Annotated in this window: 15 protein-coding genes; 12 read left to right on the top strand and 3 right to left on the bottom strand. The window is 29.1% G+C overall.

Going from position 1 to position 18,261, the window contains the following annotated elements:
- Positions 1 to 10: 10 nt before the first annotated feature.
- A complete protein-coding gene (locus tag O3884_RS02245) occupies positions 11 to 2,128 on the bottom strand; it encodes an amidase family protein (RefSeq protein WP_371451359.1) in 2,118 nt (705 codons plus the stop codon).
- Between the two features lie 211 nt (positions 2,129 to 2,339).
- Positions 2,340 to 3,188 (bottom strand): 5'-nucleotidase, lipoprotein e(P4) family, encoded by an 849-nt coding sequence (locus tag O3884_RS02240; RefSeq protein WP_004263342.1) that lies wholly within the window; start codon positions 3,186 to 3,188, stop codon positions 2,340 to 2,342.
- Positions 3,189 to 3,613: 425 nt separating this feature from the next.
- Here O3884_RS02240 and O3884_RS02235 point away from each other — a divergent pair, with 425 nt between their 5' ends.
- The 10 genes from O3884_RS02235 to O3884_RS02190 all read left to right on the top strand — a co-directional run bounded on the left by O3884_RS02235 (position 3,614) and on the right by O3884_RS02190 (position 13,380).
- Positions 3,614 to 4,870 (top strand): ABC transporter substrate-binding protein, encoded by a 1,257-nt coding sequence (locus tag O3884_RS02235; RefSeq protein WP_371451356.1) that lies wholly within the window; start codon positions 3,614 to 3,616, stop codon positions 4,868 to 4,870.
- A complete protein-coding gene (locus O3884_RS02230; protein ID WP_371451354.1) occupies positions 4,860 to 5,729 on the top strand; it encodes an ABC transporter permease in 870 nt (289 codons plus the stop codon). The genes O3884_RS02235 and O3884_RS02230 overlap by 11 nt, the downstream gene beginning before the upstream one ends.
- Positions 5,722 to 6,504, top strand: a complete 783-nt coding sequence (locus O3884_RS02225; RefSeq protein ID WP_371451352.1) for an ABC transporter permease — start codon at positions 5,722 to 5,724, stop codon at positions 6,502 to 6,504. Before O3884_RS02230 ends, O3884_RS02225 begins: the two co-directional genes overlap by 8 nt.
- Complete coding sequence (locus tag O3884_RS02220; protein WP_371451350.1) at positions 6,492 to 7,133, top strand: ABC transporter ATP-binding protein; 642 nt, start codon at positions 6,492 to 6,494, stop codon at positions 7,131 to 7,133. The genes O3884_RS02225 and O3884_RS02220 overlap by 13 nt, the downstream gene beginning before the upstream one ends.
- A complete protein-coding gene (locus O3884_RS02215; RefSeq protein ID WP_371451348.1) occupies positions 7,133 to 7,987 on the top strand; it encodes a nucleoside hydrolase in 855 nt (284 codons plus the stop codon). Before O3884_RS02220 ends, O3884_RS02215 begins: the two co-directional genes overlap by 1 nt.
- Positions 7,988 to 8,396: 409 nt before the next feature.
- Positions 8,397 to 10,061: an ABC transporter substrate-binding protein gene (locus O3884_RS02210; protein WP_371451346.1), complete on the top strand. Its 1,665-nt coding sequence runs from the start codon at positions 8,397 to 8,399 to the stop codon at positions 10,059 to 10,061.
- A gap of 50 nt (positions 10,062 to 10,111) precedes the next feature.
- Positions 10,112 to 11,080 (top strand): ABC transporter permease, encoded by a 969-nt coding sequence (locus O3884_RS02205; RefSeq protein WP_371451344.1) that lies wholly within the window; start codon positions 10,112 to 10,114, stop codon positions 11,078 to 11,080.
- Positions 11,081 to 11,097: 17 nt separating this feature from the next.
- A complete protein-coding gene (locus O3884_RS02200; RefSeq protein ID WP_371451343.1) occupies positions 11,098 to 11,898 on the top strand; it encodes an ABC transporter permease in 801 nt (266 codons plus the stop codon).
- An 8-nt stretch (positions 11,899 to 11,906) separates the two neighbouring features.
- Positions 11,907 to 12,713 (top strand): ABC transporter ATP-binding protein, encoded by an 807-nt coding sequence (locus O3884_RS02195; RefSeq protein ID WP_371451342.1) that lies wholly within the window; start codon positions 11,907 to 11,909, stop codon positions 12,711 to 12,713.
- Position 12,714: 1 nt separating this feature from the next.
- Positions 12,715 to 13,380 carry an ATP-binding cassette domain-containing protein gene (locus tag O3884_RS02190; protein ID WP_371451340.1) on the top strand — a complete coding sequence of 222 codons (666 nt, stop codon included), beginning with the start codon at positions 12,715 to 12,717 and terminating at the stop codon, positions 13,378 to 13,380.
- A gap of 92 nt (positions 13,381 to 13,472) precedes the next feature.
- Here the strand turns inward: O3884_RS02190 and O3884_RS02185 are convergent, their stop codons facing one another.
- Positions 13,473 to 15,233 carry a glycerophosphoryl diester phosphodiesterase membrane domain-containing protein gene (locus tag O3884_RS02185; protein ID WP_371451338.1) on the bottom strand — a complete coding sequence of 587 codons (1,761 nt, stop codon included), beginning with the start codon at positions 15,231 to 15,233 and terminating at the stop codon, positions 13,473 to 13,475.
- 224 nt (positions 15,234 to 15,457) lie between these two features.
- Here O3884_RS02185 and O3884_RS02180 point away from each other — a divergent pair, with 224 nt between their 5' ends.
- Both O3884_RS02180 and O3884_RS02175 read left to right on the top strand, forming a co-directional pair.
- Positions 15,458 to 16,960 carry a sucrose-specific PTS transporter subunit IIBC gene (locus O3884_RS02180; RefSeq protein ID WP_371451336.1) on the top strand — a complete coding sequence of 501 codons (1,503 nt, stop codon included), beginning with the start codon at positions 15,458 to 15,460 and terminating at the stop codon, positions 16,958 to 16,960.
- On the top strand, positions 16,950 to 18,260 hold the full coding sequence (locus O3884_RS02175; RefSeq protein ID WP_371451335.1) for a GH32 C-terminal domain-containing protein: 1,311 nt from the start codon (positions 16,950 to 16,952) through the stop codon (positions 18,258 to 18,260). Before O3884_RS02180 ends, O3884_RS02175 begins: the two co-directional genes overlap by 11 nt.
- The last annotated feature ends 1 nt before the right edge of the window (position 18,261 follow it).

Raw genomic sequence — 18,261 nt, 5'->3', positions numbered from 1 at the left:
TTACTTAATACTAATTATTTTTTTTACGTTTTAATAATCCTATTAAAGCAAGGAATGAAAGTCCAATTGCTGATAGGAAGTTGTTTGTGCTTTCTCCTGTATTTGGAAGAGTTCTAGGAGTTGAATTTGATTTAGTTGAGTTTGTATTTACTACTTTTTTCTCTTCTTTAACAGAAGTAGATTTTGAATTTTCAGATTTACTTGGGGCAGTAATATCTCCATTGTTGATATTTAATGTTGGTAATTCTGCAACAGTTGGTGCGTAAGTTGGAACTGCATATTCAAATTTAGTTCCATCTTCATTTACTCCTACTTTATTTCCATTTTCTGAAACATTTGTACTTCTAATAGCTGGATTCATTTTGAATTGGTGTTTATCTTGGAAGTATTGACCAATTTCTAAAAGAATTTTTTCAGAATTATTTTTAGCCGCGAACATAACTCCAAATGGTAGATTTTTATCACTTAGATATGTTGGTAGTGAAATCGCAGGATTTCCAGATAAGTTAAATACCCAAGTATATGGAGAACGTCTAGTCATTGGTAACCATTGTTTAGTTAATAAATTAAATCTTTCTTTTGGATCTTTAATTTTGTTAATATTATATAGTTGTTCTTCAACTTCTGGATCTACATAAGGATCAACCTTTTTGTCATTTGATGGAGCGGTAACTGCGTTAGTTGGAACTAAGAATAGATCATATTTTTTATAAAATTCATTCATTTGATCTATAAATGTAGATAATGGTTTTACTGAAGAAATATCAGTGTTAGCATTTGGACCCATATAAGAAGATGTTCCTAATGCATAAGTCGCAGGATCTAGTTGACGTTTGTTTTGTTCTGTTACGTTTTTAACAGCGGCAACATAACCTTCTTCACCAACAGCACCTACAGTATATGTTTTAATTCCTTCGTATCCATCGATAGGAAATTCTTTAACTTCTTCAACAGTAAATCCTTCTTTTCTTAGGAAGTCAACTGTTTGTAAAATAGCTTTTTTACCAACTTCACTTAATTCAAGATCTTTAAGTGGAGTTTTTAGAGTATATGCAATTTTTAATTTTTTAATGTCTTTAGGTGGTTCGATTAATGTATCAGGTTTGCTAATCTTAGTTTTATTAAAGAATGCTTTAGCATCTTCGATAGTTTTTACTAGAGGGAATTTAACCACATGTCCAGTTGGTTTTAAACCGATAAGACCAGTCCATGAAGAAGGAATACGAATAGATCCTCCAGCATCACTACCACTAGCTATAGGTACCATACCACTAGCTACGGCTCCAGCACTACCACCTGAAGATCCTCCAGTATTACGGCTAGGATCCCATGGATTACCAGCAGGTCCAAATAATTTTGAATCAGTAATATTTCTAGTACCAAGTTCAGGAGTGTTAGTTTGTCCAAGGATAACAAAACCTAATTTAGCAAATTCTGTGGCTACAGGACCACTCTTATCTGCTATTTTTCCTTTATTTAGATATACCCCTTTAGTATAATCACCATTTTTTAATTCATCAAGACCTTTGATTAAAGTTGGAACACCTAAGAAAGGTTGTTCTTTCCAATCTACAGGATTAGCAGCTAGTTTACCAGCGCTAATACGATTATCAATTTCTTTAGCTGTTCTATATGCTTCATCAACAATAGCTTTTGGAATTTTCCCATTTTCTGTTGTTAGTACAGCATTTAATTTAGGATTTTCTTCTGCAATAACTTTATAAGCTATGTCAACAAGTTCTGTACTAGTAACTTTTTTCTCACGAATTAATTGAGCAAGTTCTAAAGCACTTTTTTGCTTATATTCAGCTACAGTTAATGGCGCTTTTGTTTTAACAGTTTTGTTGTTAATAACACTTGCACTATTAGTTGTTTGATTGTTATTTACAGTTGTTGGTTTTACACTGTTAGCTGGACTAGCAGAAGTAGTAGGTGTTGTTTCTGCAACATTATTAGTAGTAGGAACACTAGCAGGTTTTGCACCAGTAGTTTCTGGTTTACTAATAGTTGAAGGTGTAGCAGATTTATCCTCATTAGCTTTTGCTTGATTATCGTTAGCTAAAACAGGGAATAGCGCTGCAGCTGCAAATGCGGGTATAAGAACGTATTTAATATTATTTTTTTTCATTTTTAACTCCTATTTTAAAATAAATATTTAAATAAATGATTGAAGCTTGAAAAAGCTTCCTAACTACGATTATACTCCGATAGTGAGTATCAATCAAGTAAATAATTTCCTAAAATACAAAAAAATATAAGTGACTTAATAATATTTTTTTATAATCATATCTTAAGTCACTTATATTTTTTATTTAAATTAATTTGTTATTGTTCTTAAATTAGTATCCTTTTAAGGCGTTCATACGAGCTTCAGATTGTCCTTTACCGTCTTTTTTCTCACCTTTGTATACTGCAGATTCCCATGATCCGTACATAGGGTTAGGGAAGATGATGAATTTATCACCAAATTCAGCTTTTAATTGTTCGAACATTTTATCTCTGTCCTCTTCTGATTTAGTTGAGAATTCAGCGAAGTCAACTAAGTTATCCCCAAATAACATAACAAGGTTAGTGTGTTTTAAAACTTCTTGACGACGCCCTTCTTTAGATTTATCACCTTCTTTTTTGAACATTAGGTGATCGCGACCTTGAACAGGTAGTCCTTGTGCTTCAAGGTTTTTAATAGTCGCATCTACTTGAGCATCTGTTCTATCTGAGATGTAGTAGATTTGAACTTTGTTTTTATCTGCAAATTGTAAGAATTCTTTAGCTCCAGCTACAGGTGTCGCTTCTGCTTTTTGAACCCATTCATCCCATAATTTAGGATTAAATGCAGTTCCATCTTTTATCATTTTTACTTGGAATGGAATGTTGCTTAATACTGTTTCATCAATATCTAATACGATAGAATAAGGTTTATCAGTAGGCTGTTTTAATAATTCTTTTAATTTATTAGTAGCAACGTTATAACCTTGTTGGTATAATGCGTCTACTTCAGCAGCGTTCTGATACCATAGTGATCCCATTGTATTTTCTCTTGATCTAAGTTGATCGTAAGTAAGAGTTATTTTATTATCTCCACTCTTATTTTCTTCTTTTTTTTCTTCAGTTTTTTGTGCGCATCCAGTTGCAAGAACAACTGTAGCTAATACTGAAGAAATAGACATAACAAGTTTTTTATTTTTCATAATATATATAGCTCCTTTTGTTATCTACATATACAAGTATATTGTATAAATATAAAAAATTCAATGAGAATTTATTTTTAAAAAATTCATAAATTAAATATTTTTTTATAGAAAACAAAAGTTATCTAAGAAAACGCTTTATAAAATGATAATTAAATAAAAATAATAATATTATTTTTTTAGGTGGTTAATTAGCTAATCTTAGAAAAATTATTTATATTCTAAAATATATAAATAATAGTGAAATATTGCTGAGAAAGAATAATAAAAATCATTAAAATAGCTAAAAAGTAGGAAAATATATACTTTTAGGTCTTTTTAATTACTTTATTTACATATTGTAAAATTAAATTGTTTATTGTACCATATAATTGTACGAGAAAAGAAAATGTTTTCTCAACAAAATAAGAAAGGAATAATATATTATGAAAAGAATATTTAAGTATGTTGCTATGTTGCTTACAGCGGTATTAGTTGTTCTAGGGATAACTGCTTGTTCGCCAACTAGCAAACAAAGTACAGAATCTACTCAGGTTCAAGATTTAAGCTTTGATCAATTAAAAGAAAAATCAAAAGGAACTACAGTAAACTTCTACGGTTATGGAGGAAGTGAACTGACTAATAACTGGGTAGATAAAGAACTTGCTCCAATGGTGCAAAAGAATTATGATATTAAAGTTAATCGTGTTGGAATGAACATCGATGAAGTGTTGAATCTTATGATTAATGAAGATAAAGCAGGGAAAAAAGATGACGGAAGCGTTGATTTAATTTGGATTAACGGTGAAAACTTCTACACTGCTAAAAAGAATAATTTATTATTTGGACCATTTGCTAATAAATTACCTAACTTCGAAAAATATATTGATGCAAACTCAAATGATGTTAAAAGCGATTTTGGTTATCCAACAGAATTTTACGAAGTTCCTTATGGTAAAGCACAATTTGTTATGATTTATAATTCGGACAAAGTAAAAGAAGCTCCTACAAGTTTAGAAAAATTAAAAGAGTATGTTAAAGCTCATCCAGGAAGATTCACATATGCAGCTATGCCTGATTTTACATCTTCAGCATTTGTAAGAAATGTAATTTCAAATACAGTAGGTTATGAACAATTTATGACTATGGAAGCTGATTATGAAACAGTTAAAAAAGCTGTTAAACCAGCGATGGATTATTTAAAAGAAATCAAACCATATTTATGGAATCAAGGTAAAACATATCCAGCTGATACTCCTGCTTTAGATAATATGTTTAAAGATGGTGAAGTTGACTTTACAATGAGTTACAATCCTAATTCAGCGTCTGCAAACATTGAAAAAGGAACTTTCCCTAAATCAACTAAAACATTCTTATTTGATAAAGGAACTATTGGAAATACGCACTTTGTTGCAATAGCTAAAAATTCTAAGAATAAAGCTGGTGCAATGTTAGTTGCTAACCAAATTATTTCTGCTGAAGCACAATTATCTAAATACAACCCATCTGTATGGGGAGATATGCCTGTATTCGATATTAATAAATTGAGCAGTGCAGAAAAGAGCCAATTAGATGGAATTAAACTAGGTGTCGCTACTTTACCACAAAGTGAATTAGTTAAAAAACGTATTCCAGAAATGCCTGCAAAACTAGTTCCAATCTTTGAAAAAATTTGGGAAGAAGAAGTTTTAAATGCTAAATAAAAAAACAAAAATTATAGTTATGGTAATTCCTGCCATAACTATAATTTTATCCATATTATTATTATCGTTATATACAGGAATAAGTCAAAGTTTAGGGTATTTCCCTGAAATAGGCATGACAGATATAACGTTAGATTTTTATAAAAAAATACTGCAATCCAAAACCTTTTTACTGAGTATTAAATTTACTTTTATATATTCTTTTGTATCAGCTATTTTATCTATAATAATAGGAATATTAATATCAATAATTATTAATAAATATAACAGTAAATTAGCTGAAAGAATAATGAATATCCCAATTGTTGTACCTCATATGATATTTGCATTAGTCGTTATTCAATTATTATCACAAACAGGCTTGGTTTCTAGATTAGTGTATAGTATGGGGTTATTGAATAGTCAGGAAAGTTTTCCAATGTTATTATTTTCTGAAAATTCTATTGGAATAATAATATGTTATTTGATAAAAGAAATACCGTTTGTTACTGTAACATTAGTTGCTGTACTGAGAAGAATAAATAGTGATTATTACAAACAGGCTAGAAGTCTAGGTGCATCTAAATTTAATGTCTTTAAGAAGATAACATTGCCATTAATGTTACCAAATATATTTTATATGTTCATTATTGTTTTTATATATGCATTTGGTGATTATGAAGTACCACAACTATTAGGTCCTAGTTCTCCTAAGTCACTAGCAACACTGAGTTATAATGCATATACTAATCCGTTATTGAGTGATAGACCGGAAGCGATGGCATATAATATGGTAATTTTTGGTATTGGTATTATTTCAACAATCGTAATGATATTTATATTTAAAAAAATGGTTAAAGTTGGTGAAATCAATGATTAAAAAGATTTTAGAAGGTAGTATAATTATATTTTTTTCAATATTATTGTTACAATTTGTAGCATGGGCATTTGTTGAAAATTGGAATTACCCTAATATTTTTCCAAGTGAAATTTCATTTAGGATGTGGGATACGGCATTAAGTCAAAAAGAATTATCTATTCTTGGGTTTAGTGTATTACTTTCGATAACAGTAACATTTCTTAGTGTAGTCATTGCTTATCCAATAGCAAAGGCTTTAGCATTATACGAGATTAAATATAAGGGAATTATTAGGTTTATTTTGATAATACCATTTTTAATTCCTATGACCTCAATATCGATGGGTATTCATCTATCATTTATCAAGTTAGGTATAGCAAACAATGTAATTGGAGTAATTTTGTTAGAATTATTTGTATGTATACCTTATGCCGTTTTAGGACTTGAACCTATAATAAAAATTGTAGGGGATGATATAGAAAAACAAGCAAGAAGTTTAGGTGCTAGTAGTTTCATGACATTTAGAAAAATTACACTTCCACTTATATCACCAGGTCTGGTAATAACGTCCACTCTAGTATTTTTAGTATCTATTAGTCAGTATTTTGTAGTGTCTTTAATAGGAGGGGGTAGTGTTAAAACATATACCTTAATTATGTTCCCTTATATTTATGCTAAAGATAGACATATTTCATCAATTTATGGAATAATCTTTTTAGTAACATGTATGATTGTAATTATGGTGTTTAGATCCGTGATAAGTTGGATATATAAGGAGAAAAAATGGAAATTTTAACTTTAAAAAATATAAGTTTTTCATACAAGGATAAGGTGATTTTTGATAATTACAATTTTGTGATGAATAAAGAAGAGATTATAGCTATGATTGGTCCATCAGGTTGTGGTAAATCAACCCTGCTAAAAATAATAAATGGATTAGAGACGGACTATAGTGGAGATGTGCTTTTGGATGGAGTTAATGTAAATAACATTCCTGTAAATAAAAGGGATATTGTTCTAATGTTCCAAGATAATTTATTATTTCCACATATGACAATTTTCGAAAATATTGAATTCTCACTTAAAATGAAAAAGTATCCTAAACATGAAATTAAAAAAATGGTAGAGGAAGTTGCGAAGGATATTCATTTACAAGATAAGTTAAATAAGTATCCTAAAGAATTATCAGGAGGACAGCAAAGGAGAGTTGCTTTAGCACGAGCGGTTATTTCAAAACCAAAATTATTGCTGCTAGATGAACCTTTTACTGGATTAGATAAAGAGATTAAATTAGAGATTATGAATTTAGTGAAGATTATAAGAGAAAAATATAATACCTCAATAATCTTTGTTACTCATGATTTATCTGAAGCGGAATATTTAGAAGCGAAATACATTGAGTTTAAACAAGGAGAGAGTCTTTAATGAAAGTAATTTATGATTGTGATAATACCATGGGGATTAACTATAGAGATATTGATGATGGATTAACTTTGCTGTATCTTTATAAAAATCCTAATGTTGATTTATTAGGCGTTTCACTTACTTTTGGGAATGATATTTTAGACAAGGTAATAGAAAGCACAAAGGTATTAGTTTCTAAGTTTAATATAGATGTTCCAGTTTATTTTGGGAATAAAAATGAGGAGAATTTTTTAGAAAATTCTGCAGCAAAGTATATTGTAGAAGAAACGAAAAAATATCCAAATGAAGTTACAATTTTGGCAACTGGATCTTTAAAAAATATTGCTGATGCGTATCTTTTGGATAATAAAGTATTTGAAAGAGTAAAAAATATTGTTATTATGGGAGGTATTACTGAACCATTGATAATAAATGGAAAGGTAATGAATGAATTAAATTTATCAGTATCCCATAATAGTTCATTTGAGGTACTTTCAAACGTGAAGAGTCCAGTTATCTTAACGGGAAATACTTGTTTAGACTCTAAATTATTCTTAGATGAAGTTAAGAGTATAATTTCATCTTTTAAAGGCTATAGTGTAGAATTATATGAAGAATGTAAACAATGGATAGAATATCATAGTCAAGACTATAATATTGATTATATAATAATTTGGGATCTATTAACTGCGGTTTATGTCACTAACCCTGAAATTTTCGAGCATGAAGAGCACCAAGTAGAGATAAATAGGGATTATTTAAAATTTGGTTTCCTAAAAATAGCAAAATGTAACACTAAGAAAATAGTTATACCGAAATTAGAGGATAGAGAAAAATATATTGAGATTGTAAAAAAAACATATGAATTGAAATAAATGTGAAAAATCTATTGTTAAGTAATTTTAACAGTAGATTTTTATTTTTTAATGGATTAATTTTGAACAGTCTAAAATAATATGATTACAAAATTTAATTTAATATAGAAATTGTTTAAAGTATGACATAAAAAAATTATTATTTTTCTAAATATATAAATAATGTAATTTTGTTTGATTAATAATTTGATAATATCAATAATATATGATAAAAAATGTAAAATATCGCCTTTATAAATAGAGATTATGTATACTAACGAGTATTGAAAGCGTATTTAAAATATTGTATTATAAAAGATGTATAATATAACTAATAATTACTAATAAAATTTAATATTTAAAAATTTTTAAAAATATAAGTTAAAGTAATTAAAGGATATTATAAATTAAAATAAAGAGGTATTAAATTATGAATACAAAAAAAATAATTACTTTAATAATGATGGGGGCATTAACTATAGGTACAGTTGGATGTGCAAATAATAGTAACAATGGAGCAACAAGTGGAAAGCATAGAGATACTATTGTTTATGGGATTTCTACTTCTCCTTCTGGTGTATTCAATCCATTATTAGCAGACTCAAAATATGATGATGCTGTAGATTCAGTTGTTTATAGCTCGCTATTAAAATTAGACAAAAATCAAAATGTAGAGCCTGATTTAGCTGAAAGTTATAAAGTATCTGATGATAATCTAAAAATCACATTTAAATTAAAAAAAGATTTAAAATGGAGTGATGGTCATAAATTAACGGCAGAAGATGTTAAATTTACATTGAAATCACTAGCTCACAAAGACTATCAAGGTGCAAACTATAATTTTGTTAAATCAATTGTAGGGGCTGAAGACTATAACACAGGGAAATCAAAAGAAATTCAAGGTATCAAAGTAGTAGATGAAAGTACAATTGAATTATCATTTGTTAAAACATATGCACCAGCATTAATTAATATCGGAACAACAGGAATTATTCCAGAGCACATTTGGAAAGATGTTGAACCAGGTAAATGGAAAACAGCAACAGATAAGTTGAAAAAACCTGTGGGAAGCGGGCCGTATAAATTAGAATCATTTACAGAAGGAAGCGAAGTTAAATTTGTAAAAAATGATAATTATTATGCTGGAAAACCAAAAACAGAAAAACTAGTTTATAAAGTAGTTAACGATGATACAGTAGGAGCAGAATTGAAAAATGGAGGAGTAGATATAGCTGATGTTTCTAATTTGAAAGATGCTGATAGAAAAGAGTTAGAAAAAAATAAATTTGTGATGAAAAAATATGCTAATAATCTATTCCAATACATGGGAACAAATTTAAGAAATAAAACTCTTCAAGATAAGAATATTAGAGAAGCATTCATCTATGCTTTAGATAGAAAATCTATGGTAGATAAACTATTAGAAGGTAATGGTACATTAGTTAATACACCTATGTTATCTTCATCATGGGCATATCCTAAAGCTGAAAAACTAGAAAAATATGACTTTAATGTTAAAAAAGCTAAAGAATTGTTAGAAAAATCAGGATATAAAGATACAAATAACGATGGTTATGTAGATAAAGATGGTAAAAATCTGGAACTCACTTTAGATGTTCCAACAGGAAATAAATTAAGAGAACAAACTGCTCAAATTATTCAAGAGAACTTAAAACAAGCAGGGGTTAAAATTAATATAAATACTATGGAATTCAAAGCGTTAATGCAAAAAGTAGTTGCAAATCACGAATTTGAGTTATATATGATGGGAAACAACTTACCTGCTGATCCAGATTTAACATCTTATTGGAGCTCAAAAGCTGTAAGTGATGTTAAAGGTAAAGAAGGATGGAATATATCTGGATTGAAGAGTGCAGAAGTAGATAAATTCTTAGAAGATGGTATTAGTTCATTTGACATAGAAAAACGTAAAGCCGCTTATGAGAAATTTGGAATTTACATGAATAGAGAGCTTCCATGGATTTATTTATACGAACAAAATATCGTTAAAGCATTTAATCCAAAATTAAAAGGTTTCGAACCTTCAACATTAAGAGACTTTTCTGACGCAGCTAATTGGGAAATAGAAAAATAAAAAAATGAGAACAAGAGGATGTGTCTGCATCCTCTTGTTAGTAATTAGAGGTGATATATTTGTTAAAGTATATTTGTAAAAAATTAATATTGTCCATTTTTGTTATATTTGGAATATCATTAATAATATTTGTTTTAATAAATTTGCAACCAGGAAATCCGTATAGCTCAATGATTAATCCGAATGCCTCACCAGAAGTTTTTGAAAATATACTTAGGAATTTGGGATATTATGATCCATTGTATATTAAATATTTTAAGTGGTTGGTTAATATGTTAAATGGCGAGTTTGGATATTCGATAAACTTTTCTCGTCCAGTAACAGAAGTAATATTTAATAGACTTCCTAATACATTGATATTATCAGGCGTATCGATAATATTTACGCTTATTATTAGTATATTACTAGGATATGTTTCAGCTGTAAAAGAAAATAGTATATTAAATAAGTGTATATCAATTTTTAGTTTTATAGGTATATCAATTCCTACATTTTTTGTCGGATTACTTGCTATAAAATGGTTATCTTATGATTTAGGGATTTTTCCAACTTCTGGAATTTCAGATGTCAGGGAGAATAATGAAGGGCTTGCTAGAGTATTTAATGTATTATACCATACGATATTGCCTGCACTAGTATTATCATTAACTCAAGCAGCAAGTTTCACACAATATATAAAAGAAGAGTTTATTTCAGTAAAAAATAGTGACTATATATTGATGGCGATATCAAAAGGAGAGTCATATAAAAGGGCTATGATTACTCAAGGATTCAGAAATATGTTAAATCCAATTTTAACTTTATTATTTATACAAATTCCAACGCTATTTTCGGGAACGTTAATAACAGAAACTATATTTGTTTGGCCTGGTATCGGAAAATTAAGTTATGATGCAATACTAAATCGGGATTATCCTTTAATAATGGGAATACTCTTTATTGCTTCAATAATAATTATAGTGTCTAATTTAATAGCGGATATTTTATATGTTATTAATGATAAAAGAATAAAGTATTAGGAGGTATAACATAAAATATGAAAAATAAATATTTGTTATATATAGGAATGTTAACTATGGTAACAATAATACTATCTACAATAACGCTACCTTTTATGATTTCATTGGATTTTGAGAAAATAGATTTGTTTAGTTTGAATACGCCTCCATCAAAAGAGCATTTATTAGGCACAGATTCATTAGGTCGTGATGTATTTTCTAGGATTGTTTATGGTGTAAGGGTCTCCTTATTGGTAGGTGTACTTGCGACATTTTTCCAACTTATAATAGGTGTAGTGATAGGTGTTTTTGGAGGATATTTTAAAGGGAAAATTAGTTTATTTATATCAATAATTATTGATGTATTTATGAGCTTTCCTTTTTTAATAATTGCTATTGTAATTTCTTCTATTTTAGGGCCAAGTATAGTAAATGTAATTATTATAATTAGTATTTTTCAATGGACTGAAGTAGCAAGGATAGTACGAGCAGCAGTTTTAAAAGTTTCTGAAGAAGATTTTGTAAAAAGTTCTAGGATCATTGGTTTTGATTTTATAAGAATTATTAGATTTCATGTAATTCCAAATATTTTGAAACAAATAATTGTAGCATCTACTATAGCAATGGCTAATGCTGTATTGATTGAAGCTTCGTTAAGTTTTTTAGGATTGGGTGTAAAACCACCAATGCCTAGTTTAGGAAATATATTGGAATCTGCTCAAAATATAACAGCTATTCAAAATTATTGGTGGCAATGGATTCCTGCCGGGATAATTACAGTTCTTATTGTTTTTAGTATAAATTCAATTGGTAGAGGTTTAGAACAGATATATAAGTAGGAGGGAAAATGTTAGAAGTAAGAGATTTAAAAATTAAATTAAATGATAAGATATTGGTAGAAAATATAAATTTTGAGTTAGAGTCTGGAAAAGTTCTTGCATTGGTAGGAGAATCTGGAAGTGGTAAGAGTATTATATGTAGAAGTATACTGGGATTAAATAAGTATATGAATGATGAATTAATCACAGAAGGGAAAATATTCTTTAGAGGTATGGATTTATTAGAGATAAAAGAAAAGGAATTTTCTAATATAAGAGGTAAGGAGATATCTATGATATTTCAAAATGCAATATCTACATTAAATCCACTTAGAAAAATTGGGAATCAAATAGCGGATATTTTCAATATTCATTCATCCTTATCAAAAGCTGAAATTAAAAGTAATGTTTTAAATTTATTAAAAGATGTAAAATTAGAAAATTACAAGGATGTATATAATATGTATCCTCATGAATTAAGTGGAGGCATGGCTCAAAGGATAGTTATAGCAATTGCAATAGCACTAAAACCCAAACTTATTATAGCTGATGAACCAACCACTTCTTTAGATTCGAGAACACAAGAAGAAATTTTGAATTTATTATTAGGTCTTTCTAGAAAAAACAATACCGCTATATTATTTGTAAGTCACGATTTAGAAGCGACTAGATTAATAGCTGATGAGATAATCTTACTGAAGAATGGAGAGATAATAGAATCACAAAATGTATATAATTTTTTCAATTCACCTAAAAGTTCATACGCTAAAAAATTATTAGACTGTACAATTTTGAAAAAGTTACCTAATAATAGATTTTATACAGGAGATGATTAGAGTGCTAAGAGTAGAGAATATATGTAAACAATTTAATGGTAAACAAGTATTATCTAATATATCATTTTTACTAAAGAAGAATGAAATATTAGGGGTATCTGGTGTTTCAGGTATTGGGAAATCGACTTTAGCTAAAATATTAGTAAATATTGAAGAGATGGATAGTGGAAGAGTATATTATAATGATGAATTAATTCTTAGTAATTCTTTTTCTATTTTTCAAGATAAAAAAAGAGGGAAAAGAATCCGCAAAGAAATACAGTATATATTTCAAAATCCATATTCATCGTTAGATAAAAAACAAAAGATAGGAAGGATATTAGAGGAAAGTATACAGGTGCAATTCTCATTAACTAAAACTGAAGTATTAAATAAGATTAATGAGTTATTAAATAAATGTAACTTAACAACAGATATATTATCAAAATATCCTCAAGAATTAAGTGGAGGACAATTACAACGAATCAATATAATAAGAGCATTGTTATTAGAACCTAAGATATTAATTTGTGATGAAATAACAGCTTCTTTAGATGTATTTATTCAAAATGAAATTTTGAATCTGTTATTAGATTTAAAAGATGAATATAACTTAAGTTACTTATTAATTACACATAGTAATGTTATTTTGGATAAATTTTGTGATAGAGTTATCGAATTAAAATAACTGAGTATAAAATATTAAAAGAGTATTAAAAAATCACAGGATAATAAAAATCATCGACTGAAATATTATGATAATTTCAGTCGTGTTTGTTATTAAATATTGATTAGTCGTAATATTTTATCGTAATAGGAATAATTATTTTCTAGAATATCTTTTTCATCTTTCACAAGTTCAGGTTCATCGGTAATTATTCCATCAGCGGGGCTTTGTAAGTATCTAGTTATTAGTGCTGAGTCATTGATTGTCCATACAAAAACTTGCTTATTTTCTTTTCTAGCTTGTTCCACTAGACGATCTCTATATGAGAAATCTTCTATTACGAAAAAGTCAACATTACTATGGTGAAAATTTCCGAATTGAAGAGGAATAACATAACCAGTTTCCAAGTTTGGTGCTTTTGTTTCTAACTCTTCCATAACTTTAGGATTTAGTGACATAAATTTATAATTTTCAAGTTTTAACCTCTTTATTTCATCAATTAATATGTCTATATAATTAGATGGTTCTGCTCCATGAGGTTTAAGTTCGATTACAAGCTTCATGTTTAATTCTTTCGCTTTATTTACAAATTCTTCTAATGATGGAATTTTACTAGTATAATCACCTTGTTTAATTATTAGACCTACTACTTCATCAAAATTCATATCTTGAACTCGCTTATTCAATCCTGCAAGTCTTTTTAAATTATAATCGTGCATAACTACAAATTTATTGTCTTTTGTTAGAATAATATCAAATTCTACGTAATCAGCACCAACTTCAGCCGCCCCTTCAAGTGCTTCTATTGAATTCTCTACACCTTTAGCAACATATCCACGGTGAGCTATAGTCTCAATGTTTTTGTTAACACCGTTTCCGTACATATTAAAACCATTCACAAGAACCGCAACAACTATAATTACTGTGGTCAATGTTACTACCAATCTTGATTTTTTCTTGTTCTCATTAAGATTATTAACAAGTTTTTCGGATATCTCATTATGATCTATTAGAACAGTTATTAATGAAGTTATAACCGTTACTTTTGATATTACACCTAAAAAGAAGATAATTCCACTTATCGAAGAGAAAAATAGTGTTTGTATAATTGAATTATTACCGTCATTATCTAAATAGATACAAATGTATGTAATTACACCAGTTAAAACTGCAGCAATTAATAAATATATTATTTCAAATAATAGTATAGTTAAGACAAGTTTTCTTTTGCCAGTTTTTGTAAGTTCCCAACTTCTTTTTATACTATCCAGTATATTTTCATCTCCGACAGCAGTTAGTGGAAGGGTGAAAATTAGTCTAAGATTCAGGTAAGCAAAAACTATCATAATTAATCCCCATACAATAAGTCCACTGTTAGTTTTCATAATTTCACTACTTATAAACTTTGGTATAAATAAATTCTTTGCAAGAACAGATTTCACTCCAAGATTTATCGTAGGTATAGTTATTAAAAAGTAGAATATAAAGAATAAGGTTTGAAAACCTGCAAGATTTTTTGTCTTAGTCCACGCATTGTCTAATATGCTTCGAAATGAATATTGTTTTTCTGTTAATTGACCATAGATGGTAAAGGTTAGTATAGAAAACTCAATAAACATAAAAAATGCTACAATAAGAACTAGTAAGTTTAAAATCACAAAACTATAGGGATTAGTAAGGATATGTAAAATATTGTTCTTATCTAAATGTTCTTCGCCTGCAAGTGTAAGAGCGAGTTGGAAGATTCTAGATATAAGCCATAAACCACAAATAAGCATTAGCTGAATAATTGCGGCAATAGATATATATGTAAATTTATAGCGATTTATATTTTTTAGTACATTGGAAAATAAATTATAAATCTTAAAATCCATGATAACCTCACTTTCTATAGTATTTTTATGCTATTTGATTATATCAAAATTACTAGTCTCAAGCAAGGATAAGAAGCTTTAAAAAATATTCATGGTAACGTTACTTTTTTCTCTTGACATTTATATTAGAAGAGGTGTACAATAAAAAAGTAACGTTACCATTATTGTTTGGTAAATGTTAAGAGTCATTATATAAATTAAAAAAATACAAAGGAGAAAGAACTATGGACTTAAAAAAAATTGTTAAAGAAGTTGTTGAACATAGTGGTGGTGAGGAAAACTTACGCTCGGTTGTTCACTGTGCAACTCGTCTTCGTTTAGAATTAAACGATGAAAAAAAATACAATAAAGAAAAATTAGAAGATATTGAAGGTGTTAAAGGTGTATTCTTTAACAATGGTCAACTTCAATTAATCTTCGGAAGTGGTCTTGTTCAACAAGTATACGCTAAGTACAATGAGGTATACAAAGGTGGAGCTTCAAGTGAAGAAGAAGGTGAAAAAACTACTTCTAAAAAACCAAAAGGGAATCCACTACAACGTTTTGTAAAAATGTTAAGTGATATTTTCGTTCCGATTATACCAGCAATCGTTGCTGGTGGTCTTTTAATGGGGATTAACAACGTATTAACAGCTAAAGATTTATTCTACACTGGTAAATCAGTTATTGAAGCTAACCCAGGTATTGCAGGTCTTGCTGATATGGTTAACGTATTTGCAAATGCACCGTTCGTATTCTTACCTGTATTAATTGGTTTCTCTGCTACTAAACGTTTTGGAGGTAATCCATATCTTGGGGCAGCACTTGCTATGTTAATGGTTCATCCGGATGTAATGAATTTTTATGTATTTGGTAAATTAGATCCATCTACAAACCAACTTCTTGCTCCAGCTTTAGATATCGTTAACCAAAGTGGTCAAGCAGTTGATGGTCTACAAAGACTTACAACTCTTCAATACTGGGATGTATTCGGATTTAAGATTGCTAAAGTAGGATACCAAGGAACTGTATTACCAATTCTAGCAGCTGCTTGGTTATTAGCGACAATTGAAAAATTCTTACGTCGTGTAACTCCATCATGGTTAGATAACTTAACTACACCATTAGTTTCATTATTTGTAACTGGATTCGTAACATTCGCATGGATGGGACCTGTTCTTCGTGAAGCTGGTACTTTACTAGGTCAAGGATTACAATGGTTATACATGCAAGGTGGATTCGTAGGAGCGGGTATTTTCGGTTTATTCTACGCACCAATCGTAATCACTGGATTACACCAAAGTTTCTCAGCTATTGAAACTCAATTACTAGCTGCAACAGGATTAACATTTATATTCCCAATCGCATCTATGTCTAACGTAGCACAAGGTGCAGCGGTTCTTGCAGTATTAGTATTCTCTAAAAATACAAAAATGAAATCAATCTCATCAGCATCTGGTATTTCTGCATTATTAGGTATTACAGAACCAGCTATGTTCGGGGTTAACTTAAGACTTAGATATCCATTCTACGGGGCTATTGTAGGAAGTGCGGTAGGAAGTGCTTGGATTGGATTAAACAAAGTATTTGCATCAGCATTAGGAGCAGCCGGTCTTCCAGGATTCTTATCAATTCCAGCAAACCACTGGTCAACATTTGGAATTGGTTTAGCATTATCATTCATCGTTTCATTCTCAGTAACAGCATACTTCTTCAAAACTAAGAAGGAACTTGTAAATGCTAGCTAATAACTGGAAACAAAATCTTCATTTAGAACCTACTAAAGGTTGGCTAAACGATCCGAATGGATTAGCTTACTTTAAAGGTAAATATCATATTTTTCACCAGTATTCTTATGAAGTAGAAGGTGGTTTAAAACTATGGTATTACTATACTAGTAGTGATTTAAAAAATTATGAAGATCTTGGCGTATTCCTTACACCAACTATAGAAGAAGAAAAGAGTGGTGTATATTCGGGAAGTGCCAATATAGAAGATGGAAAGCTTGTCTTCTATTACACAGGAAATGTGAAATATAAAGGTGATTATGACTACGTTCATGAAGGCCGTGGTCATAATACCATATCTTTTGAAACGGAAGATGGAATTAATTTTACTGAGAAAAAATGTCTGTTAACAACAGACGATTATCCTAATATGTCAAATCATGTTAGAGATCCTAAAATATTTGAAAAAAATGGAAAAAACTATCTAGTTCTTGGAGCTAGAGATAGCAATGATTATGGATGTTTATTAGTATTCGATAAGGATACTCTTAAACCATATAAAACTATTTACTCAGAAAAAAATCTAGGATTCATGTGGGAATGCCCAGATTATTTCGAAGTAGATGGAAAAGAAATATTTATGTTCTCACCACAAGGAATTACAAGAATGTATCCAAATTATGAAAATATGTATCAAATTGGATATTCTGTAGTAGAAGAGGGGATTGAGAATGTTGATAAATTAGATAACTTCACGTTATTAGATTATGGACATGATTTTTATGCTTCACAAACATTCTTAGATGAAGATAATAATCGAGTACTTATAGGTTGGATGTATGTTCCAGATAGTAGCTATACTAATCCAACTACGAAGTTTGGTTATCAAAACTGTATGACCGTGCCGCGTGTAGTGAATTACAAAGATGGTAAAGTTAGACAAACGTTACACAAATCGGTTAAAGATTTATTAGGTAGCGATATTAAATCTAATGACTTTAACAAAAATACATGGTATTATAAACAAGAACATGGTAAAGAATTTGAAATTAGCGTAGCTGATTTTAAAGTAAGCTATGACAATAAAGAATTAAAAGTTTCTTTTGGGACTAGTGGCTATGGAAGAGATGATAGAAAATATAAACTGGATTTAGAAAATGTAGAAATAGTATTTGATAGTTCATCTATTGAATTATTCGCAAATGATGGCTCTTTTGCACTTTCAACAAGATTTTATCCAGAAAACCATAATGTTAATATCTCAGCTACTGATTATTTAGCGAAAGAACTTGGAGCAATTGAAATTAGAGAGGAGAACTAAA

Origin of the sequence: Gemella sp. 20925_1_85, from assembly GCF_041433735.1 — a bacterium.
In the GTDB taxonomy this organism is placed as follows: Bacteria; Bacillota; Bacilli; order Staphylococcales; family Gemellaceae; genus Gemella.
The sequence above is the reverse complement of the archived record's forward strand: the minus strand, read 5'-3'. Positions and strand labels throughout refer to the sequence as shown.